We start from the raw sequence: 21,143 nt of genomic DNA on the forward strand, positions 1-21,143 counted from the left end.
TACCGGACCTCGACCCTTTCGAGTCCTGAACGTTTCAGCGGTAACTTGGTCGTAACCGCCGTTTGTGAGTGCAAGTAATACCTTTCACAGAAGCAAAGGTCAACCCGCAAGCACAACTTTATAATAAAATGAAGTTCAAAGCCTCAGAATTAAAGGAGTTTATGCCGAACAAAATTTTGATTAAGCGATCAAACACCTTTCTTAAATACGAAAATTGTACTTAAATTACTGAATACAAAGTCATGTGAATGCCGCCCCCAGACAGGAAGTCAGAGCAAAATTTCCGTTTCTTCCAACTTCATAGGCAGACCTAGGAACCGAATACATGAGCCGCAACCGGTTGTTACGGAACACGAGATCCTCAAACTGAAAACCAAGCTTCCCGGCAACACGCATGGAAGCCCTGTTGGCGGGGTGAATAAGAGCCTTGACGTCATCCAGACCGGTACGGAGAAAAGTCTGCTCCATAATTGCCCGGGCAGACTCAGTGGCAAGTCCCAATCCCCAGAAATTCTTATGAAAGGCCCAGCTCGCCCCCACCTCATCGGTAAAAGCTTCGGAAAAACTTTCAAGGGGCTGCAATCCACAGTAACCGGTAAGATCTCCAGTGCCTTTGAGCTCAACACCGAAAAGGCAGAACCCCCGTTGTTCCAGAACCTCACGCTGGACACACAGCAGCCGTCCTATTTTGGAATCCGACCACGGTTCCTGTTTCAGGATATATCTGTAGACTGCCGGATCTTTCATCATCAAACTGAAGAATTCGGCGTCTTTCACCCTCAAAGGGCGCAGCAAAAGTCTGTCTGTTTCTATAATCAACGGTATTTACCCCCGGAGCTAGCCCCGGATTATACCGCCTCCGAGCACTGCCCCATCTTCTGAATAAGCAGCCACAATCTGGCCCGGCGTGGGCTTCGAGTGCGGCTCAATAAAATCGAAAAATATCTCTCCGCCATCCTGCCTGGCCCTCGCGGGCTTGGATCGCTGACGGTATCTTGTCTGAATAAAAATAGTTTCCGGCCATCGCTGGAATTCGACCAGAAAATTGAAATCCCCGGCCACGCATCCCTGCGCATCAAGCTCATCGCGTGTACCGACTATGAGCACATTACGTTTCATGTCCTTGTCGAGCACATAAAGAGGGGCTTTCCATGCAATACCCAGCCCTTTGCGCTGACCCTGCGTATACCTCCACACCCCCTGATGCTTACCGATAACCTTCCCGGACGAGAGCGCCACATTTCCGCCACCCGGAAGCTTTACATTGCGGTCAATCAAAAACGTGCGGTAATCATCGTCTGGAACAAAACATATCTCCTGACTCTCCGAAGGCAGCGGTATTTCAACTCCCCTGTTTTCCAGCTCAGCGTATGTCTGGTCCTTGCTGTGGCCACCCAGCGGAAAAACTCCGCGCAACAGGTCTGCCTTCGGTACCAGCGAAAGAAAGTAACTCTGATCTTTCCCGCTATCAGCCCCCCGGGCCAGCACCCGTCCATATTCAGGATGTTCTGCCATCCTTACGTAATGTCCGGTCCCAAGCAGTTCGGCACCAAGCCTTTCTGCTGCCCGGCCCAGCTCACCGAATTTTATTTCCGGATTGCACAGGGCACATGGATTCGGAGTGTTACCTTTGAGGTACTCCTTGACAAAAGGCTCAATCACAAGCTCATCAAATTTATTTGTTAGATCGAAAACATGCAGGTCCACCCCCAGTTCAACGCAACGCTTCTCCAGACCTTCCACCGCGGGTTTTGCTTTCTCCTGCCCGAGAAAGCATCCGTGCATGGCAAACACATCCGCCCCGCTCTCTTTGAGCAGGACCAGAGAAAGCAGACTGTCCGCACCGCCGCTGACAGCCATGGCAACCCTGCGGCCCGCAGCGAACTCTTTCAAATCAGGATATCGTAGACCTGAATCCATCTTAATTCTCCAACACTTACACATTTAATGTAACAGCAAGTATTCCAATTAAGCTCAGAACTGTTACAAGTGGCGCCTGAGGTAAAAGTGAAGACCAAACACTATGCCCGGACAGCGATAACACTGCCCGGGCATAGGTCTCTCACAAGTCTCTATAGGAAATCAACCGGACGACCCGATTGACAGGACTTCTTTTACTAAGACTTTTTGGGCCGGGGCAGAACAAGGTTAAGGAAAACCCCAAGAATACCTGCCAGGCCGATTCCGCCAAGACGGAATTCATCGCTGAACGGAGTGGGCAGGGACATACCGCCGACTCCGAAGATCACGATAAGGGCCACGATTGCAAGGTTACGGGGTTCCATAAGATCTTCACCGGCGCGGACCAAAGTATTGATACCGACAACCATGATCGCACCGAACAGCAGCACCATGATACCACCCATTACAGGCACAGGAATTGTGGACAGAAAAGCACCGACCTTACCACAGAAAGCGAGCACCATGGCGACAATCGCGGCCCAGGTCATAATTGCAGGGTTGAAGGATTTGGTCAGGGCCACGGCTCCGGTAACCTCGGAGTAGGTGGTGTTCGGAGGACCTCCAAGAAGAGCCGCCAGCGAAGTGGCAAGGCCGTCACCGAGCATGGTGTTCTGGATCCCCGGATCCTTGACGTAGTCCTTGTTGGCAACGGAACTGATCGCGAGTACATCACCGAAATGCTCAATTGCGGGTGCGATTGCAACGGGAACAATAAACAACACAGCCTCAAGGTTCCATTCGGGAGCAGTGAAACTCGGCATGGAAATCCAGGGGGCTGCAGATACAGCTTCAAAGTTCACCAGCCCCATGAAAATGGAAGCAACGTAACCCGCAGCAATCCCGCAAAGAATCGGGATAAGCTTCAGCCACCCCTTACCGAACAGGGACACAACAACGGTTACCGACAATGAGACCATGGAAATCATCAGCGCTGTTTTCTCCGGGACAAGAACTGCGGAACCGTCTCCTGTCTTACCCACCGCCATGAAAACAGCCACGGGAGCCAGAATAAGACCGATAACCATGATTACCGGACCGGTGACAATGGGAGGCAGGACCCTTTTGAGAACGTCTGTTCCGCGCCAGCGGATAAGAAAACTTAGGACCACATAAAAAAGCCCAGCAGCAGCAAGGCCGCACATGGTTGACGGAATTCCCCATGTCTGAACACCGTAAATAATGGGTGCAATGAAGGCAAAGGACGAAGCCAGAAATACCGGAATCTTACCTTTGGTTACAACCTGAAAAACCAATGTACCGGCACCGGCGGTAAAAAGCGCGACGTTGGGATCAAGTCCGGTAAGAAGCGGAACAAGAACCAGTGCGCCGAATGCCACGAAAAGCATCTGTGCGCCAAGGACAATGTCTTTTGCCCGAAAGTTGTAATCAGTGCTGTGAGTGCTCATTTTTTCTCCATCAAAAAAATTACCTGAAAAAGGACAGCTGCTCCTGACGTGGAACAGGCTCCACCTGCCGGCAGAACAGAGGGCGCTGCTCCTCTGGCTACCGGATACAAAATCAAATTTATACCGCACTTAAGCGATCGGATAAATCATGCTCCTCAGAGACTCGACAACCCGGAACGGCTGAGTAACTGCGGAACTTAATCCAAAAAAAAGGCACCGTGTGGTGCCTGAAAAGTATATTTTACTTGGTGCCGAATATCTTATCGCCCGCGTCTCCAAGACCGGGGAGGATATATCCGACGTCATTAAGTTTTTCGTCAACTGACGCGGTGTAGATATCCACATCGGGGTGCGCGCTGACTATTTTCTCAATGCCTTCGGGTGCAGCAACAAGGAAAAGCCCTTTAATGTTGGTGCAGCCTGCTTTTTTAAGCAGTTCGATTGTAGCCAGCAGAGTTCCGCCGGTCGCGAGCATGGGATCAAGAATGAGTGCAATACGCTCATTGATGTTGCTTGCGAGCTTGACGTAATATTCTACAGGCTGCAAAGTTTCTTCGTTGCGGTAAAAACCGACAACGCTGACTCTGGCACCGGGAACCATGTCAAGGACACCGTCCATCATGCCGAGTCCGGCTCTGAGGATGGGAACCACGGTGATTTTTTTACCCTTGATCTCCTCAACCTCAACATCTCCGGCCCAGCCTTTGATGGTTTTGGTTTCGGTGGCAAGGTCTTTGGTGGCCTCATAAGTGAGGAGCCTTGAGATTTCCTGAGCCAGTGCGCGAAAACGGCTGGTGCTGATGCCGTCTTCACGGAGAATGCCGAGCTTGTGTCTTACCAAAGGATGGTCTACCACATGTACCGCCACGGTGCCTCCTGTATGCCAAGTTAATGTATGTTATTTTTTATAAATTCCCAAAAGTCAAAACTTCGTGTTTATATAAGACACGATTACCACGGTCAACAGATTTTAGACATATTTTCCTGCTAAGACATATCTCTCCGATATTACAGGAAAACCCGCGCACATCCAACTTACTGAATTAGAATATAACCGAAATACGGAACAAATGACATGTATAATAATGAAGAACTGTCCAATGAAAATATAAATCCTATATGGGAACGAACCGTCCCGGGAACAGAACGCAACACACGCCTCGACAAATTCTGGGGAACCGCCCTTGAAGATGAAGGAGTTTCAAGAGGGAAGATCAAGGAATGGATCAAGGCCGGAAACGCTACAGTTAACGGCAAGGTCTGCACCAAACCTAATCTGAAACTCATGGGAGACGAAGTACTTACCCTTCAGGGTGAAGCGGAAGAAACAACCCTTATTCCGGAAGACAAGCCTCTTGAAATAATTTTCAATGATGGCCGGATAGCAGTGATCAACAAGCCTGCCGGGTTGACCACTCACCCAGCACCCAGTTGCCCTACTGACACTCTGGTACACAGACTTATCCACCATTTTCCGGAGATTAAGGAAATGGACCAGTGGCGGCCCGGAATTGTCCACCGGTTGGACAAGTTCACTTCAGGACTCATTGCTGTAGCCCTTAACGAGCATGACCGCCTTGCCATGTCCGAAGCCTTTGCTGAGCGGGAAGTCAACAAGACATATCTGGCAATTGTCCACGGTGTTCCGGAAAGACAGTTCGGGGATATTGATGAACCCATGGGACGCCATCCCGTACACAAAACCAAGATGGCGGTTATACTTAAAGGCGGACGTGAAGCCCGGTCCTCATACGAAGTGCTATGGTCCGATCCAGCCGGAATAGCCAGCCTTGTAAGAGTCAAAATCCATACCGGACGCACTCACCAGATAAGAGTGCATATGGCCCACATCGGACACCCGCTGCTTGGCGATCAGGTATACGGGTCAAGGGAGCATGCCGACCTTATCCGCAGCAACCAAAGACTGGCAGATCTTTGCGAACGGCAGATGCTGCATGCATACAGCCTTGCATTCAGGCATCCCGAATCCGGTGAGGAACTCAGTTTTCAGCTTACCCCGCCTGAAGATTTCATTTCCCTGCTGACGGAGCTGAACAAAACCACTCAGCGTGTGGGACTTATAGGTATGCCCTGCTGTGGAAAGTCAGCCGTTCTTAGCATGTTACGCAAACAAAGAATTCCCACTTTCAGTGCAGACGAATCAGTGGCCCGTTCTTACGAAAAGGATGGAGCAGGATGGGAACTTATCCGTCAGAGATTTGGAAACAGGTTTATCGACCCGGACACCGGAAATATCGATAAAACCGCACTTTTCAGCGCCATGCGCGATGACGAAACTCTGCGCCGTGAAATAATGAATATAATCCACCCCATTGTTCAGCATGAAGCGGAAGAATTTTTCCGTGAGAACAACAGCCGCCCGGTCGCAGTGGCAGAAGTACCGCTCCTGCTGGAAGGGGGCTGGCATACCAGCGGGATTGTGGATGCTGTGATAGGAGTGCATTGCCCCGCCGAAAAAAGAACAGGCGAACTCAGGGAAAAACGCAATCTTCCGCCAGAGGTACTGGCTGTTTTCGACTCATGGCAATGGGATGAACAGGCAAAACTTGATTGCTGTACAGCAGTTATCCAAAATGACGAAGGTCTGGAAAAACTGGAAAAAGAGACTCTGCGGGTTCTTGATGAGCTTGCAATCCTGCGCAGGAAAAAGGAAGAAAATTTCAGCGCTTTCCTGGGAAAGATTTTCAAGAACGAAGAAAACTAATCGTGCATGGTGAGTATTGACTTGGCCCTATGAGTTCTTACTATATAAGTGAGACCTGAGGCGAGGGCCAGGACCGTAGTCGGAAGAATGAACACATAATAATAGTTAGGATGAAAATCCATTTGACATAAGAGAATTCTACCAAAGGTCCAACCCCGCTTTCGGCATCGGGTTTTGCGTTTAGGGAGTGAGTGACCCTAGTTTACCTACCAACTCAATCTCGTCTTTTCCCCGCTGCGTTTACGCGGCGGGGATTTTTTTAGGTCTTCACCGATAGAGATCAGTATTCTTTTTTGCTACAGTGCCGTTAAAGACTCAAAATTTACGAACTCACAATGAAGGCCCAGCTACATGATCCCGATTCGCGATAACGTCCCCTGCCTCATCACCCCTTATGTCCTCAGGACAATACTTATTCTTAACGCAGCCGTGTTTCTGTTCGAACAGATGCTCACACCACAGGGACGGCTGGTGCTTTTCCACCTGCTTGGGGTAGTCCCGGCACGCTTTTTCCATCCGGAATGGGCGGTCGCCGCCGGGTATCCGGATGCCGGAACGCTGCCTCTTTTTACTTACATGTTTCTGCACAGCAGTTGGCTGCACATCATCCTCAACATGTGGATGCTATGGATTTTCGCCGACAATATCGAAGATGCCGTCGGGCACTGGCGGTTCATAATCTTTTATCTGGCCTGCGGACTGGTAGCCATCGGAGTGCAGATGGCTATAGACCCTCTTGCCAGTGCGCCTGTTATCGGTGCGTCAGGAGCGGTCGCGGGAGTAATGGGGGCATACCTCATGCTGTATCCGCACGGAAAAGTGCTGACCCTCTTTCCGGTTATAATTATTCCTTTTTTCTTCAAGATACCCGCCGGGCTGTTCCTTGGTTTATGGTTTATGATTCAGGTGGTATCCGGTGTTTCCGACCATTTCAACGGCTCAGCGGAAAGAGTGGCGTGGGCGGCACATGTTGGAGGATTCATAGCTGGAATGGTTATGATCAAGCTCTTCGTTCGCAAGGACCGCTGCGTTTACTGCTACATACCTGAAAAGAAAGACTATGAACTGCCTGAAGATTTTTAAATTAAAATTCGGTTACAAAATTATATTTCTTTATTCCCCTCCAAAACGTAGGAGTTTACTGCATTCCCGACTGTTTTAGAGGGATTTTAAAATGTAGTATGCAACCTAAATTCAATCATTACGCTTGACTTGCTCAACCCATGAATTATTTTGGTAAAGTGACGAGCAAAAGCCGATCGTCCAATCACTCAAGGAGTTAGTATAGAGATGAGCGTGAAATATAAGGATTATTACAAACTTCTGGGAGTTTCCCGCTCCGCAAGTCAGGAAGAGATTGCCAAGGCCTTCAAGAAACTGGCCCGGCAATATCACCCGGACCTTAACCCGGACAATCCTGAAGCAGAAAAGAAATTCAAGGAAGTCAACGAAGCTTACGAAGTCCTCAAGGATCCCGAAAAGCGTAAAATGTACGACCAGTTCGGTTCAGACTGGGAGCACGGACAGAATTTCCGTCCCCCGCCGGGCTACGAGAACATGAATTTCGGTGGATTCGGCGGAGCCGGAGCCGGAGGCGGAGACTTCAGCGATTTCTTTGAAACCATTTTCGGCGGGGCCGGTGGATTCGGCGGAGCACAGTTCGGAGGTTCCGGTTTCGGAGGAGGCGGATTTGGTGGAGCAGGTTTCCAGCAACGCCCGCGCAAGGGAGAAGACTCCGAGACTTCCCTGCAGCTTTCGCTTGAAGAAGCCTACCGGGGCGGACACAAGTCCATCACTGTGCAGGAACGTGCGACCGGCCCCGGCGGACATCCCATGGTCCAGTCAAAGACTCTGGATGTGAATATTCCTGCGGGTATCAAAGACGGCCAGAGAATCCGTCTCGCCGGCCAGGGCTCCCCCGGGCCCAATGACGGCCCCCGCGGCGACCTGTACCTCAGGATAAGACTGGCTCCGCACCCGCATTTCAAGGTTGAGGAAAACAATGTTATCCTTGATCTGAACCTGGCCCCGTGGGAAGCCGCACTGGGTGGTAAGTTCAAGCTGCCCACTCTGGACGGTATGATCGAGATGAACATTCCCGCCGGGATCGGAAGCGGTAAAAAACTTCGTGTAAAAGGCCGTGGTCTCGGGACAGGAGCCAGAAAAGGCGATCAATTTGTGCGCATAATGGTTCAGGTCCCCAAGTCGGATTCCGATGAAATGAAGAAACTCTGGGAAGAAATGGCAGCCAAGTCTGACTTCAAACCAAGATCTTTTTAACGGAGGCTGAACTGATGGACATTAATAAAAGAATGGAAGCGCAGCCTCCCAGCAGCTCCAAGCGGCTTGTTATCGCTCAGGTTGTGGAGATCACAGGCCTGCAGGAAACAGCTGTACTTGAGTTGATAAGCATGGAGTGGATTCAACCGGGAACAACCGGTGACGGACACTACCTCTTCGAGACCCGCGACCTCTACCGCATGGGTAAGCTGGCGAGGCTCTGCAAGGATCTCGAAATAACCACCATAGGCGGCTCCATAATTGTGGACCTGCTCGACAGAGTGGAAAAACTGGAAAGCCAGATTAAAGAAATGAAAAAACTTATTTAACACTCCGGGAGCTAAGCCGTATAAAGGTCTGACGTACTCAGCTTTTAAAGGGTCTGTAATACTTAAGAGCAGTACCCGCTAAAAAGGTTAGACCCTGAGGCGGTGCGAATCAAAACGGTTCAAGCACCCGGAAATAAGAAAGAACACGCAATGACTTGCGAACCATCAACAGGATTCAGACTCCAGCCTGTATTGCCGGAAAACTTCAAGGGGAGGATAAGCCCTCCCCTTTGAGGAACAGTAGAAGTGCGTCCGGATTTCGTGGCCCAGTGGCCGGAAAGTGAGTTCAGAATCTTGAATGCGAGTCAACGATATAAATCAAAAGGAGACTCAATATGGATCCGAACAAATTCACACAGAAAACCAACGACGCAATCGCTGCGGCGCAGTCTCTGGCCGTTAAACACGGTCAGCAGCAGATAGAAGTGGAACACCTTCTTCTGGCCCTCGTGGATCAGGAGAACGGAATTGTTTCAAAAATTCTCGAAAAATCTTCCATAGACCCTTCGGCTTACAAGGCTGAAATAGAAAATGAAATCGGCAAGCTGCCCAAAGTCAGCGGCCCTGGCGCGCAGCCGGGGCAGGTCTTTGTCACTCAGCGGCTTAACCGTATAATCGTTGCTTCTGAAGAAGTTGCCCAGCGCATGCAGGACGAATTCATCAGCGTGGAGCACCTTTTTCTCGCTATCATGGATGAACACGGATCAACCGGCGCAGGAAGGGTCAACAAATCCTTCGGCCTGACCAAGGACAAGGTTCTTGAAGCGATGACTTCCATCCGTGGCAACCAGCGTGTTACCACTGACAATCCTGAAGCAACTTATGACGCGCTCAAGAAATACGGTCGCGATCTGGTTGAGGAAGCCCGCAAAGGAAAGCTTGATCCTGTCATCGGCCGCGATTCCGAAATCAGACGGGTAATCCGGATCCTTTCCCGCAGGACCAAGAACAACCCGATCCTTATCGGTGAGGCAGGTGTCGGTAAGACCGCTATCATCGAAGGTCTGGCACAGCGCATCGTCAAAAAAGATGTGCCCGAAGGCTTGAAGGACAAAACCGTTTTCATGCTCGATATGGGTGCGCTCATTGCAGGAGCCAAATATCGCGGTGAATTCGAAGAGCGCCTCAAGGCTGTGCTCAAAGAAGTTCAGGAGTCCGAAGGCCGGATCATCATATTCATCGACGAAATTCATACCATTGTTGGCGCAGGAAAAACAGACGGAGCAATGGATGCGGGCAATCTGCTCAAGCCCATGCTGGCCCGAGGAGAACTGCACTGCATCGGCGCGACAACCACTGACGAGTACCGCAAGTACATCGAAAAAGACCCTGCCCTCGAAAGACGGTTCCAGACCATTATGGTTGAAGAACCCACAGTCGAGGACACAGTTTCCATCCTGCGGGGACTCAAAGAAAGGTTCGAAGTGCATCACGGTGTAAGGATCAGTGACGGCGCGATTGTTGAGGCCGCAAGCCTTTCCGACCGCTATATTACTGACCGCCAGCTACCGGATAAGGCCATCGACCTCATAGATGAGGCCGCCGCCATGATCAGGACTGAAATAGACTCCCAGCCCTATGAACTGGACAAGGTCAACCGCCAGATCCTGAAGGCAGAAATCGAACGCGAAGCGCTGCGCAAAGAAGAGGACGCGGCATCCCGTGAACGTCTCTCCAAACTGGAAGACACTATCACCGAGTTGAAGATCAGGCAGTCTGAGCTGATTGAACAGTGGGAAAAGGAAAAAGGATCTATCGACAAGGTCCGCGACCTCAAGGCGCAGATTGAAAAAACCAGAATCGATATCGAAGAAGCCCAGCGGGCCGGAGACCTTGGTCGGGCATCCGAGCTGACCTATTCCGTGCTTCCGGGTCTTCAGAAGCAGCTTGAAAACATTGAAACCGACATTGAAGGTGATGAAGAAAAAATCACCGCAGACAGCAAACGTTTGCTGAAAGAATTTGTCGGACCCGATGATATCGCCGGAATTATTTCCCGCTGGACCGGGATACCGGTTAAAAGGCTGGTGGAAGGCGAAAGGGAAAAGCTTCTACGTCTGGAAGATATCCTGCACGGGAGAGTCATCGGTCAGGATGATGCAGTTAGAGCTGTATCCGAAGCAGTGCTCAGGGCGCGCGCGGGTCTTAAAGATCCTTCACGCCCCATCGGTTCATTCATTTTCCTCGGCCCCACCGGGGTAGGTAAAACCGAGCTCTGCAAGGCTCTGGCCGAAGCCCTCTTCGACAGCGAGGAAAACATCGTACGCATGGACATGTCCGAGTACATGGAAAAACATGCGGTTGCCCGACTCATCGGAGCGCCTCCGGGATACATCGGATACGATGAAGGCGGTCAGCTTACCGAAGCAATCCGCCGCAAGCCCTATTCCGTTGTGCTCTTCGACGAAATAGAAAAAGCGCACAGTGATGTTTTCAACGTACTGCTGCAGATACTGGATGACGGACGCATTACCGATTCGCAGGGACGCACCGTGGACTGCAAGAACACCCTCATAATCATGACTTCGAACCTCGGCTCACAGCTCATGCTTGAAGGGATTGAGTCCAACGGAGAATTCAAGGACGGAGTTCAGGACGGAGTAATGAACGTACTGCGGAATCATTTCAGGCCGGAGTTCCTGAACCGTGTTGATGAAACTGTGCTCTTCAAGCCGCTGCTTGAAAAGGATCTGGTTCAGATTGTAGACCTGCAGCTTGCAGGATTACGTATCCGTCTTGATGAGCAGAAGATGAAGATGGAAGTAAGCGACAAAGCCAAAGCATTCATCGCCCACGCTTCTTACGATCCCATCTACGGGGCAAGGCCCTTGCGCCGCTATCTGCAGGCACATCTGGAAACTCCGCTCGCCCGCCGGATTATCGGTGGAGAACTGCTGGAAGGAGAGACCGTGTCAATTGATGCAGGTGAGGACGGACTGGTCTTCAAAACAGACTAAGAGGCCTCCGGCGGCTCTCCGAGGGCCAAAGAACCCTTTTTGAAAAAAGGGGTTCTCTGGACTCTCCCAAAAACTTTTGACTGGGCTTGGCCTGAAAAATAGAAATCCCGTGGGAGCGTTTGATTCCACGGGATTAATTTTTATGAGAGAACTGCCGCGGCAAGAAGGCCTCCGGCGGCTCTCCGAGGGCCAAAGAACCCTTTTTGAAAAAAGGGGTTCTCTGGACTCTCCCAAAAACTTTTAACTGGGCTTAGTCTGAAAAATAAAAATCCCGTGGGAGCGTTTGATTCCACGGGATTAGCTTTTACAAGAGAACTGCCGCGCTACATGCGAAGCTTAATGAAAGGTTTTGAAAAGGATTCCAAAGGAAAAACTTTTGCAAAAGTTTTTCCTTTGGCCCTCGGAGAGCCGCCGGAGGCTAATTTATCCCAGTGCAGTACCTACCTGATAAATAAACACGGCCAGAGTATACCCGAAACCTAAAGAACCGAACACGGAGAAGAGCCCCCACTTCCAGTTGGTCTCACGGATAATTACCGCCACGGTTACCATGCACGGCACGTAAACCATCAAAAAGATAAATACCGACCAGATTACCGGAGTCGTCCAAGCCTTGTCCGCTGCAATCTTTTCTTTGAGTGACAATGCTTCCTCAGGGTCTTCATCACCTAAAGAATAGGCCGTGGACATTGTGGATACGAACACTTCCTTGGCCGCAAATGCACCAATAAAAGCGATATTGGCCTGCCACGGGAATCCGGCAGCATCGGTTACCGGAGAGATGGCCTCACTCATGCGCCCGGCATAAGATCTTTTCAGCGCTTCCTCGCCTTCATTGTAGTCAATCTCGGCCAGGGCTTCATCAAGCTTCTGTTCTTTTTCCTCTGCTGTTCCAGACCATGCAGCACTCTGCTCCATAACCTGTGTCCGCTGGGTTTCATAAGCCGCGACGCGTTCGGATGGGAGCTGCGGAAAAGTCATCAATGCCCACATGAGAATGGAGATGGCCAGAATTACAGTACCGGCCTTTTTGATGTATTCCCAGACGCGGTCCCATGTGTGAATAGCCACGCCATGCAGAGTGGGGATGCGGTAAGGAGGAAGTTCCATGACAAAAGGAGTGGACTCACCTTTAAGGGCAGTCCAGCGCAGCAGGCGCCCGAAGCAAAGAGCAAGGAGCCATGATAGAAGCACCAGAAAAAACATCACCGTGGTGGCATTTTCTGGATAAAAGGCCCCAACAAGCATGATATACGCAGTAGTCTTGGCCCCGCAGATCATAAAAGGAGCGGTGATTATGGTGGCAATACGCTCCTTGGGACTGCGCAGGGTCCGGCAGGTCATAACTCCCGGAACAGCACATCCCCCGGGAAGACCGCCGGACATGATAAAAGGCATGATCGACATACCGTGCAGCCCGAACATCCGGAACACCCTGTCCACCATGTAGGAGACCCGGGCCATGTAGCCGAGATCCTCCAGAAAAACCAGCATTGAAAACATGATCAGGATAAGCGGTGTAAAGCCCATTACAGCTCCCACGCCATCAATAACCCCTGATACAATCATGGATTTAAGCAAACCGTCAGGCAGGATGGAGGCTACCGTGTTGGATAGCCAGCCAAAGCCGTCTTCAACCCAGCCCTGAGGAATCGCTCCGATATTAAATGTCACATAGAACATGCCGTACATAAGCAGCAGCATGATAACCGGCCCCAGAAATTTATGGGTAAGAACAAGGTCAATCTTATCGGAAAAATCAAAACGCAGATCATCCTCACGGGTGATGACGCCCTGCTTCAAAATGGAACTGATGAAACCGTAGCGGTAATCAGCAAGAACCGCTTCGGGGTAGGTATTAAGAGTCTTCTGAATATGTTCGGAAACCTTTTTTACCTTTGCTTCAAGCTCAGCGGAAAGTGGCCCGGTGTCCCGCCCATTCTTGATGACGATCTCATCTTCCTCAAGATATTTGACCGCAAGCCAGTGGGGATCATAACGGTCGGTCATGAAATTATTCTCAACGATAAGCTCAGTCATTTCTTCAATGACCGGATCAAGATCATGACCATAAGAAATATTCACCGGACTCCATTTACCCTGAGTGCGGTCAGCCACCTCTTTAACCGCTGCCATAAGCTCATCCCGGCCCTCGCCCCTGCGGGCGACACATTCGATAACCGGAACTCCCATCAACTCGGAAAGCCTTTCGGAATCTATACGGATACCCTTCTTGCGGACCTCGTCCATCATGTTGAGGCCAAGGACCACTGGAACACCGATTTCCATGAACTGCACAGCAAGATACAGTGAACGCTCAAGGGATGTGGCATCCAGCATATTAATAACCACGTCCGGTTTCTCATCCACTATAACATCACGGGCCACGACTTCTTCCATAGAGTAGGAAGTAAGCGAATAGGTCCCGGGCAGGTCTACAAGGTTGGCACAGAAGTCACTTGTACAGTAGCGCCCTTCCGTGCGGTCAACTGTAATTCCGGGATAGTTACCCACTCTGGCTGTCGACCCGGTCAGTTCGTTGAACATGGTGCTTTTGCCGCAGTTGGGCTGGCCTGATACGGCTACAAAATATTCCCTGTTCATTTAACCCTCCGGCTTGACGGTAATAAAGTCAGCTTCGTTGTTGCGCAGAGTAAGGGTAAACCCCTTCATCCGGAGAGCAACAGGGTCCTCCAGCGGAGCACGGCCCACGACCATGAATTCGGTCCCGGGAACAAGACCCATATCCCTGATCCTGCGGCCCAGTTCACCACTGGCGTTAACAGCTACAACTACACCTTTCTGGTCTTTTTTCATGCTTCGAAGTGATACCGACATCGCCTATCCTTATATATTACTGATTTTGAATCACATTATCAAAGTGTTACAGCCCAACCCAAGTTGGTGCGATTCATGTTTAGCTTTACAGATGAATGAAAGTCAATCTCATATTCGCCTTGTTCTACATATAAATAAAACAAGCCTCGAATACTATACTTTTTTTGTAGGATACCTAACTATTAAACTGTAGCACAATCGCATTTATTGTAGATAAGTTTAACTTTAGCCTCTAGACTATGTAATCAGCAATCCTGCTTTTTCAAGATGATACTCAGATATTTATATGAAAAAAAACATCCCATACGAAGACATGCGCCAGTATTCCAAGGTCCTGCTCTGGGCTCTTGAGAATCAGAAAGGAACCAAACTCAGGAACAGGGATATCGTTGTAATAAGATACGACCATCTCGCCACCCCCCTCGCGGAGTCCCTTTTCGCCCTCATGATTGAAAGACACCTCCATCCGGTTGTGGAAATTGCCCCGACACCGGGAATGAAGGCTGAACTGTATATCAACTCAAGCTTCGGGCAACTGATGTTCACCCCTCCCGGAAGACGGGAGCTGTACGAACAGGCCGCCGGAATTATCCGGATTCACGCTCCTGAGGAAGTGGGAGCCATGGCGGAAGTAGACCCCCGATCCATAATGGAAAACAGGAATGCGGCCAGAACATTCCGCCAGACTGTGGAAAAGCGCAAAATGCAGGGCAAACTGGCCTGGACTGAATGCGTTTACCCCACTCCCGCACTGGCAGATAAATCCGGTCTGACTCTTGAAGATTATACACACAGACTCATGAGAGCCTGTTACCTGAACATGCCCGACCCGGTGCGTGAATGGGAAAAGATAGCCAAACGGACACGGAAAATCTCGGAATGGCTGACTTCAATGGACATAAAATCAATACGCATGCAGTCCGAACTGTGCGACCTGTATTTTTCTCCCGGTGAAAACCGCCGCTGGCTAGGCGCCACAGGCGACAACATCCCCGGATATGAAATCTATATTTCGCCTGACCACCGAACGGTCAATGGGGTCTACTTTTCCGACCTGCCATCTTTATACATGGATCGGGGGGTCTACGGAGTACAGCTTGAATTCATGGATGGAATCGCCATCAGAGTAAAAGCCATGGGCGGCGAAAGATTCCTGCTCGACCAGCTTCGTGCTGATGGAGGAGCAAGGCGTGTGGGAGAATTTTCGCTTACGGATTCATCCATCTCACGTGTAGACCACTTCATGGCCCAGACAATCCTTGATGAAAATTTCGGAGGAGAACACGGCAGCTGCCATTTAGCTCTGGGACAGTCCTTAAGCGGAACATTTTCCGGCCCGCCTGAAATGCTCGATAAAATGATGATGGATTCACTTGGATTCAACACCTCTTCTATACACTGGGATCTGGTTAACACCGAAGAGAAAACCGTCACCGCCAATCTTGCGGAAGGTAAAAAGGCCATTATTTACGAACATGGACATTTTCTGATTGACGGATAGAAAACGATCTGACTGATACCATTTTCAAAAAATTCAAAAAAAACAGCTTTGATACGTCCATATATGTTGACAACATTTAGTGGATGCTTATTTGTCCAATTGTGCGGTCTGATAGCCCTTTTTACCAAGGCTCAGGCCGCTAATTCATGACACCGGAGAATCCATGTCTGGAAAAGAGAATACAAAAGAAATGACTGAAAAGGAAAAAGCGGCGACTGAAACCGAAGAAACCGCGGAAACCGAGAATGAAGTAACCCTCAGCGAAGAAGAGCTTACCGCTCTCTGCAGGGAGCATGTATGTCCTTCGTGTGATGTGATGGGTGAAGCCAAGGAAGAAAGGCTCCGTTCACTGGCGGAAACAGAAAACATTAAGAAACGACTGGCCCGCGAGACTGAAGATTTGAAAAAGTTCGCGGCCGAGTCCATTCTTTCTGATCTGCTGCCGATACTGGACAACCTTGACCTCGCACTTGATCATGCGCAGAACCTTGAAGCATGCAAAGACTTCGTTACCGGAGTGGATATGACCAGAAAGATGTTTCTGGATACTCTTGCAAAGCATGGGCTTGAAGCTGTGGGCAAAGTCGGGGATGAATTTGACCCCAATTTCCATGAAGCCATGGGAATGGCACAGGTCGCAGAACTTTCTGACGGATGCATAGCCCAGATGATGCAGAGAGGATACGTTCTGAAAGGACGTGTAATCCGCCCAGCCAAAGTAATGGTAAACAAAACAGCGTAATTTTTTTCACACGACACTTTACAAGTTAGAATCAGGCATTAATTCATAATGCAGTGAAACTGAAATTTTATCTGGAGGAAGTTATATATGTCTAAAATTATCGGAATCGACCTCGGTACCACCAACTCCTGTGTTTACGTAATGGAAGGTAAAGACCCCAAATGCGTAAGCAACCCGGAAGGCGGACGTACCACCCCGTCCATCGTGGGCTTCACCGACAAAGAACGCCTTGTTGGTGAAATTGCCAAACGTCAGGCTGTTACAAACCCCGAAAAAACCGTATTCGCAATCAAACGTCTCATGGGACGTCAGGTAAGTTCTCCCGACGTTAAAAAATGGGCTGACCACTGCCCATACCCCATTGTTGACGGTAAAGGCGGCGATGCATGGGTTGAAATCGAAGGCAAGAAATACAGCCCCGCTGAAATTTCCGCCATTATCCTGCAGCAGCTCAAGAAAGATGCTGAGACCTACCTCGGAGAGGAAGTAAAAGAAGCGGTTATCACCGTTCCCGCATACTTCAACGACTCCCAGCGTCAGGCCACCAAGGATGCCGGACGTATCGCAGGTCTTGAAGTAAAACGCATCATCAACGAACCAACCGCTGCATCTCTGGCCTACGGATTCGACAAGAAAGCAAACGAAAAAATCGCTGTATTCGACCTCGGCGGCGGTACTTTCGACATCTCCATCCTTGAAGTCGGCGACAACGTTGTTGAAGTACGTGCCACCAACGGTGACACCTTCCTCGGCGGTGAAGACTTCGACCACGCAGTTATCCAGTACCTCGTGGAAGAGTTCAAGCGTGAAAACGGTATTGATCTCTCCAAGGACCGCATGGCTCTGCAGCGTCTGAAAGAAGCTGGCGAGAAAGCCAAGAAAGAGCTTTCCACTTCCATGGAAACCGAAGTAAACCTGCCCTTCATCACTGCTGACCAGAACGGCCCCAAACACCTTATGGTCAAAGTTTCCCGCTCCAAGCTGGAAAAACTGGTTGAAGATCTGGTTGACCGCACCAAGGAACCCTGCCAGAAAGCACTTAAGGATGCAGGACTTACCGCAGCTGACATTGACGAAGTCATCCTCGTCGGTGGTATGACCCGTATGCCTCTGGTACAGAAAAAAGTTGAAGAATTCTTCGGCAAGGAACCCAACCGTTCCGTTAACCCCGATGAAGTTGTAGCAATGGGTGCATCCATTCAGGGCGGTATCCTCGCAGGTGACGTTAAAGACGTTCTGCTTCTCGATGTTACCCCTCTGTCTCTGGGTATCGAAACCATGGGCGGTGTTTTCACAAACCTCATCGAAAGAAACACCACTATTCCTTCCCGCAAGAGCCAGGTGTTCACAACTGCGGCTGACAACCAGCCCTCCGTGTCCATCCATGTTCTGCAGGGTGAGCGTCCCATGGCTGCTGACAACATGACCCTCGGCCGCTTCGAACTGACCGGTCTTCCCGCAGCCCCCCGCGGCGTGCCCCAGATCGAAGTAACCTTCGACATCGATGCCAACGGTATTGTAAACGTTTCCGCCAAGGATATGGGTACCGGCAAAGAACAGTCCATCCAGATCACTGCATCTTCCGGGCTGTCTGAAGACGACATCGAAAGAATGGTTAAGGATGCTGAAGCTCATGCTGATGACGACAAAAAGAAACAGGAACTCATCGAAGCCCGCAACCAGGCCGACTCTCTCATCTACACTACTGAGAAGTCCCTGCGCGAAATCGGAGATAACGTTGACGCTGCACTGAAGTCCGACATCGAAGCAAAGGTTGAAGACCTCAAGAAAGTTCAGGACTCTGATGATCCTGAAGCCATCAAGCAGGCAACCGAAGCTCTTTCTCAGTCTTCCCACAAGCTGGCTGAACAGCTCTACGCACAGCAGAACCAGGCTGGAGCCGAAGGCGCTGAAGGCCCTGAAGGTGCAGGTGCAACTGGAGCAGCTGGTGGCGACGACGATGTTGTCGACGCGGACTTCACTGAAGTTAAAGATGAGAAAAAATAAGACTCGTCAGCACTTGCATAGCTGGTAACTAAAGTATAATTTAATCCGGCCTTCTCAAATTCGGGAAGGCCGGATTTTTTGTTTCTAAAAATTTTGTTTCTGACAGTATAGACAGTCTCTCCGGAGTTCTAGTTTTACCAAGCTCCGCAGACATCGTGTCAGAGCACACTGTTTATCTAGTGATATCATATTATAAAGAATATTCGGATACTTTGGATCGGAAATTGCGAGCTGTTAACATTTCGCATTTAAGTTGAGTCCTTGACGAATCCGGTTACTTGGGCCACAAACTCTTCATGAGATACTCTATGAATAAAGATAAGACCTGCCGTCTTTTATCACATATTTTCGTAATGGTCCTGCTTGCTTCTTTTTCAGTCCTTGGATCGGGCTGTATCGGAGCCAGGCAGACGGTTAAGCAGCCGACAGTTTCCGTTGCCATGCTGCCAACCCATGAACTGGTCCAGGAAGCGGACAAGGCATGGAACGACAGGGATTACATAACCAGTGAGCTGTTCTATACACGTCTGCTGGAACGCAAGGACATCCCCGCAAACGCCATCCTCCCCGCAACCGAAAGGTTGGCTGTAAGTTCCTTCAAGTCCGGACACTACCATGAAGCCGAAGCCCGGCTGGAACAGTGGAAGAAGCTTTCCGACGAGGCAACCAACTCCCCCGTCTGGCAGGAATATTACTACGAGACACTCAAGGCGACAGATGATCTGGACAAACTTAGAACACATCTGGCCGCTACAATGGAAGATCCTTTCCTGCCCTGGGAGATACGCTCCACTGCCGGGAAACGCCTTTCATCCATGACCCAGAACGCCGAATCACTGGCAGCTCTGGAAAGACTTTACGCCATTGCCCCGGCTGAAGAAGATCAGAAAGAGCTTGAACGTTGGTTTACCAACGGCCTTACAGATAAAAGCGAAGCGGACCTAAAATTCATGGCAGAACTGATTCCTGCCGGTGGCAACCTCAAGTTTCCCTATGAGTTGATCAACTTTGAGCAGGCGGTTCGTCAGTCCGAAGCCAAGGAATACTGGCCCATGTCATGGCGCACCATGACAGGAATAATCCAGAACGGACAGATTGCAGACAAGCCTTGGTACAACAAGATCGTTTCAGAGCTTGAAAACAAATACGGCATCCCCCGTGTTGGCATAACTCTCGTTCTGCCGATCTCCGGACGTTTTCAGGAATACGGTTGGAAAATTGTCCGCGGCGCCGGGGCAGCACAATGGGAAATGACCAAGGCCGGGCTGGATGTGGACGTGCAGGTCATCAACACCGAATCACCCGGCTGGCTGGAGAAACTGGAAAATCTTCCTCCGTGGTACACAGTAATAGGCGGCCCTATCAGTGTAAAAGCTTTCAAGGAACTCGAGAAATCAGGCGTTTATACAGATAAAGTCACTTTCTCTTTTCTGGCTAAACCCGGAAACCTTGAAGAGGGTAAAGAAGCTTGGAGATTTTTCTCCAGCCCCGAAGACCAGATAAGATCAACTCTCGACCTTGCGATCAAAGACCTTGGAATCACCGATTTTGCAATTCTTTATCCCGAAGAGAACTTCGGGCGCAAAATGTCCCAGATCTTTTTCAACATAGCTTCTGAGCGCGGGGCCAAGATAACCGGAATGCAGTCCTACCCTCCCCGGGATTTCCCCAAATGGGGTAAGGTAGTGGGTAAACTTGTTCGGGCCCCACAGAAACAAGCACAGAACATAGCTGAAGGACTTGGCGAGGATGCGCCTCTGCCTGAGACAGATTTCGGCGCGGTGTTCATCCCTGACACATGGAGTCAGGCCCAGTTGCTTATTCCACATTTCTTTTTCCATGAGGCTGATACTCTCGTTTTCCTCGGTCCCGAATTATGGAGTCAGGCTCTCAACTCCGCAAGGGACGTGGAAGCAAGAAATCTCAAACTCACTGTTGCGCCCGGAGCATGGTGGCCCGCCAGTGACGGAGCGGGACGACTGCGCGAAGCCATGAGCAGTGAGGGGCTCGGGACTCCGGACTTCTGGGTTGCACTCGGTTACGACTTTATCAAGTTTGCAAGCAAGCTCGGAACCTTTTCCACCGGCTGGACACCCGAAACAGTCAACAGCCGCATTGCTGATGCACAGGAAATGGATTTCAGCCTCGCACCAATCACCTGGGACAAGGACGGACACGCCAGCCAGAAGCTTTATCTTTTCCGCCCTGAACAAAACGGCAAGACAAGGGTTGACGCAGAAATAGTCAGCAGCACTCTGGCGAGAGCCAAGGCAAGACGTATTGCCCGAGTGAAAGCCTGGGAAGAAAAGCAGGCAGAACTTGAAGCAGCCAAGGAAGCTGCAGAGCTCAAAGGTTCTGAAGCTGACAACTAGCCAAACTCCTGAGACCACGTGTTT

The 21,143-nt window shown here is 50.2% G+C and carries 15 protein-coding genes; 9 read left to right on the forward strand and 6 right to left on the reverse strand.

Annotated features, from left to right (window positions below; genetic code table 11):
- Positions 1-240: 240 nt before the first annotated feature.
- From ACZ5PW_RS17500 to upp, 4 genes are all read right to left on the reverse strand, one after another.
- Positions 241-819, reverse strand: coding sequence for a GNAT family N-acetyltransferase (locus tag ACZ5PW_RS17500; protein WP_464556085.1), 579 nt, complete (start codon positions 817-819; stop codon positions 241-243).
- A gap of 18 nt (positions 820-837) precedes the next feature.
- Positions 838-1,920 carry a tRNA 2-thiouridine(34) synthase MnmA gene (mnmA, locus tag ACZ5PW_RS17505; RefSeq protein ID WP_464556087.1) on the reverse strand — a complete coding sequence of 361 codons (1,083 nt, stop codon included), beginning with the start codon at positions 1,918-1,920 and terminating at the stop codon, positions 838-840.
- A 197-nt stretch (positions 1,921-2,117) separates the two neighbouring features.
- Positions 2,118-3,368 carry a uracil-xanthine permease family protein gene (locus ACZ5PW_RS17510; RefSeq protein WP_464556090.1) on the reverse strand — a complete coding sequence of 417 codons (1,251 nt, stop codon included), beginning with the start codon at positions 3,366-3,368 and terminating at the stop codon, positions 2,118-2,120.
- Between the two features lie 241 nt (positions 3,369-3,609).
- Positions 3,610-4,236, reverse strand: coding sequence for a uracil phosphoribosyltransferase (upp, locus tag ACZ5PW_RS17515; protein ID WP_464556093.1), 627 nt, complete (start codon positions 4,234-4,236; stop codon positions 3,610-3,612).
- Between the two features lie 207 nt (positions 4,237-4,443).
- Here upp and coaE point away from each other — a divergent pair, with 207 nt between their 5' ends.
- The 5 genes from coaE to clpB all read left to right on the forward strand — a co-directional run bounded on the left by coaE (position 4,444) and on the right by clpB (position 11,659).
- The gene (gene coaE / locus ACZ5PW_RS17520) at positions 4,444-6,093 is read left to right on the forward strand and encodes a dephospho-CoA kinase (protein WP_464556095.1); all 1,650 of its coding nucleotides are present in this window, start codon (positions 4,444-4,446) and stop codon (positions 6,091-6,093) included.
- Positions 6,094-6,444: 351 nt separating this feature from the next.
- Positions 6,445-7,176, forward strand: coding sequence for a rhomboid family intramembrane serine protease (locus ACZ5PW_RS17525; RefSeq protein WP_464556097.1), 732 nt, complete (start codon positions 6,445-6,447; stop codon positions 7,174-7,176).
- A 207-nt stretch (positions 7,177-7,383) separates the two neighbouring features.
- Complete coding sequence (locus ACZ5PW_RS17530; protein WP_464556099.1) at positions 7,384-8,373, forward strand: DnaJ C-terminal domain-containing protein; 990 nt, start codon at positions 7,384-7,386, stop codon at positions 8,371-8,373.
- Between the two features lie 14 nt (positions 8,374-8,387).
- A complete protein-coding gene (locus ACZ5PW_RS17535; protein ID WP_464556101.1) occupies positions 8,388-8,702 on the forward strand; it encodes a chaperone modulator CbpM in 315 nt (104 codons plus the stop codon).
- A 335-nt stretch (positions 8,703-9,037) separates the two neighbouring features.
- Positions 9,038-11,659, forward strand: coding sequence for an ATP-dependent chaperone ClpB (clpB, locus tag ACZ5PW_RS17540; protein WP_464556103.1), 2,622 nt, complete (start codon positions 9,038-9,040; stop codon positions 11,657-11,659).
- Between the two features lie 423 nt (positions 11,660-12,082).
- Here the strand turns inward: clpB and feoB are convergent, their stop codons facing one another.
- Together feoB and ACZ5PW_RS17550 are read right to left on the reverse strand one after the other, a co-directional pair.
- Positions 12,083-14,263, reverse strand: coding sequence for a ferrous iron transport protein B (gene feoB / locus ACZ5PW_RS17545; protein WP_464556105.1), 2,181 nt, complete (start codon positions 14,261-14,263; stop codon positions 12,083-12,085).
- On the reverse strand, positions 14,264-14,497 hold the full coding sequence (locus ACZ5PW_RS17550) for a FeoA family protein (RefSeq protein WP_464556107.1): 234 nt from the start codon (positions 14,495-14,497) through the stop codon (positions 14,264-14,266).
- A 286-nt stretch (positions 14,498-14,783) separates the two neighbouring features.
- Between ACZ5PW_RS17550 and ACZ5PW_RS17555 the strand changes: the two genes are divergently transcribed.
- The 4 genes from ACZ5PW_RS17555 (at position 14,784) to ACZ5PW_RS17570 (ending at position 21,119) form a co-directional block, all read left to right on the forward strand.
- A complete protein-coding gene (locus ACZ5PW_RS17555) occupies positions 14,784-15,998 on the forward strand; it encodes an aminopeptidase (protein ID WP_464556109.1) in 1,215 nt (404 codons plus the stop codon).
- Between the two features lie 163 nt (positions 15,999-16,161).
- A complete protein-coding gene (grpE, locus tag ACZ5PW_RS17560; RefSeq protein ID WP_464556111.1) occupies positions 16,162-16,740 on the forward strand; it encodes a nucleotide exchange factor GrpE in 579 nt (192 codons plus the stop codon).
- 87 nt (positions 16,741-16,827) lie between these two features.
- Entirely contained in the window at positions 16,828-18,747 is a 1,920-nt protein-coding gene (dnaK, locus tag ACZ5PW_RS17565; RefSeq protein ID WP_464556113.1) for a molecular chaperone DnaK, read from the forward strand.
- 308 nt (positions 18,748-19,055) lie between these two features.
- Positions 19,056-21,119, forward strand: coding sequence for a penicillin-binding protein activator (locus ACZ5PW_RS17570; protein ID WP_464556115.1), 2,064 nt, complete (start codon positions 19,056-19,058; stop codon positions 21,117-21,119).
- Positions 21,120-21,143: the final 24 nt, after the last annotated feature.

This window comes from Maridesulfovibrio salinus (assembly GCF_055394525.1).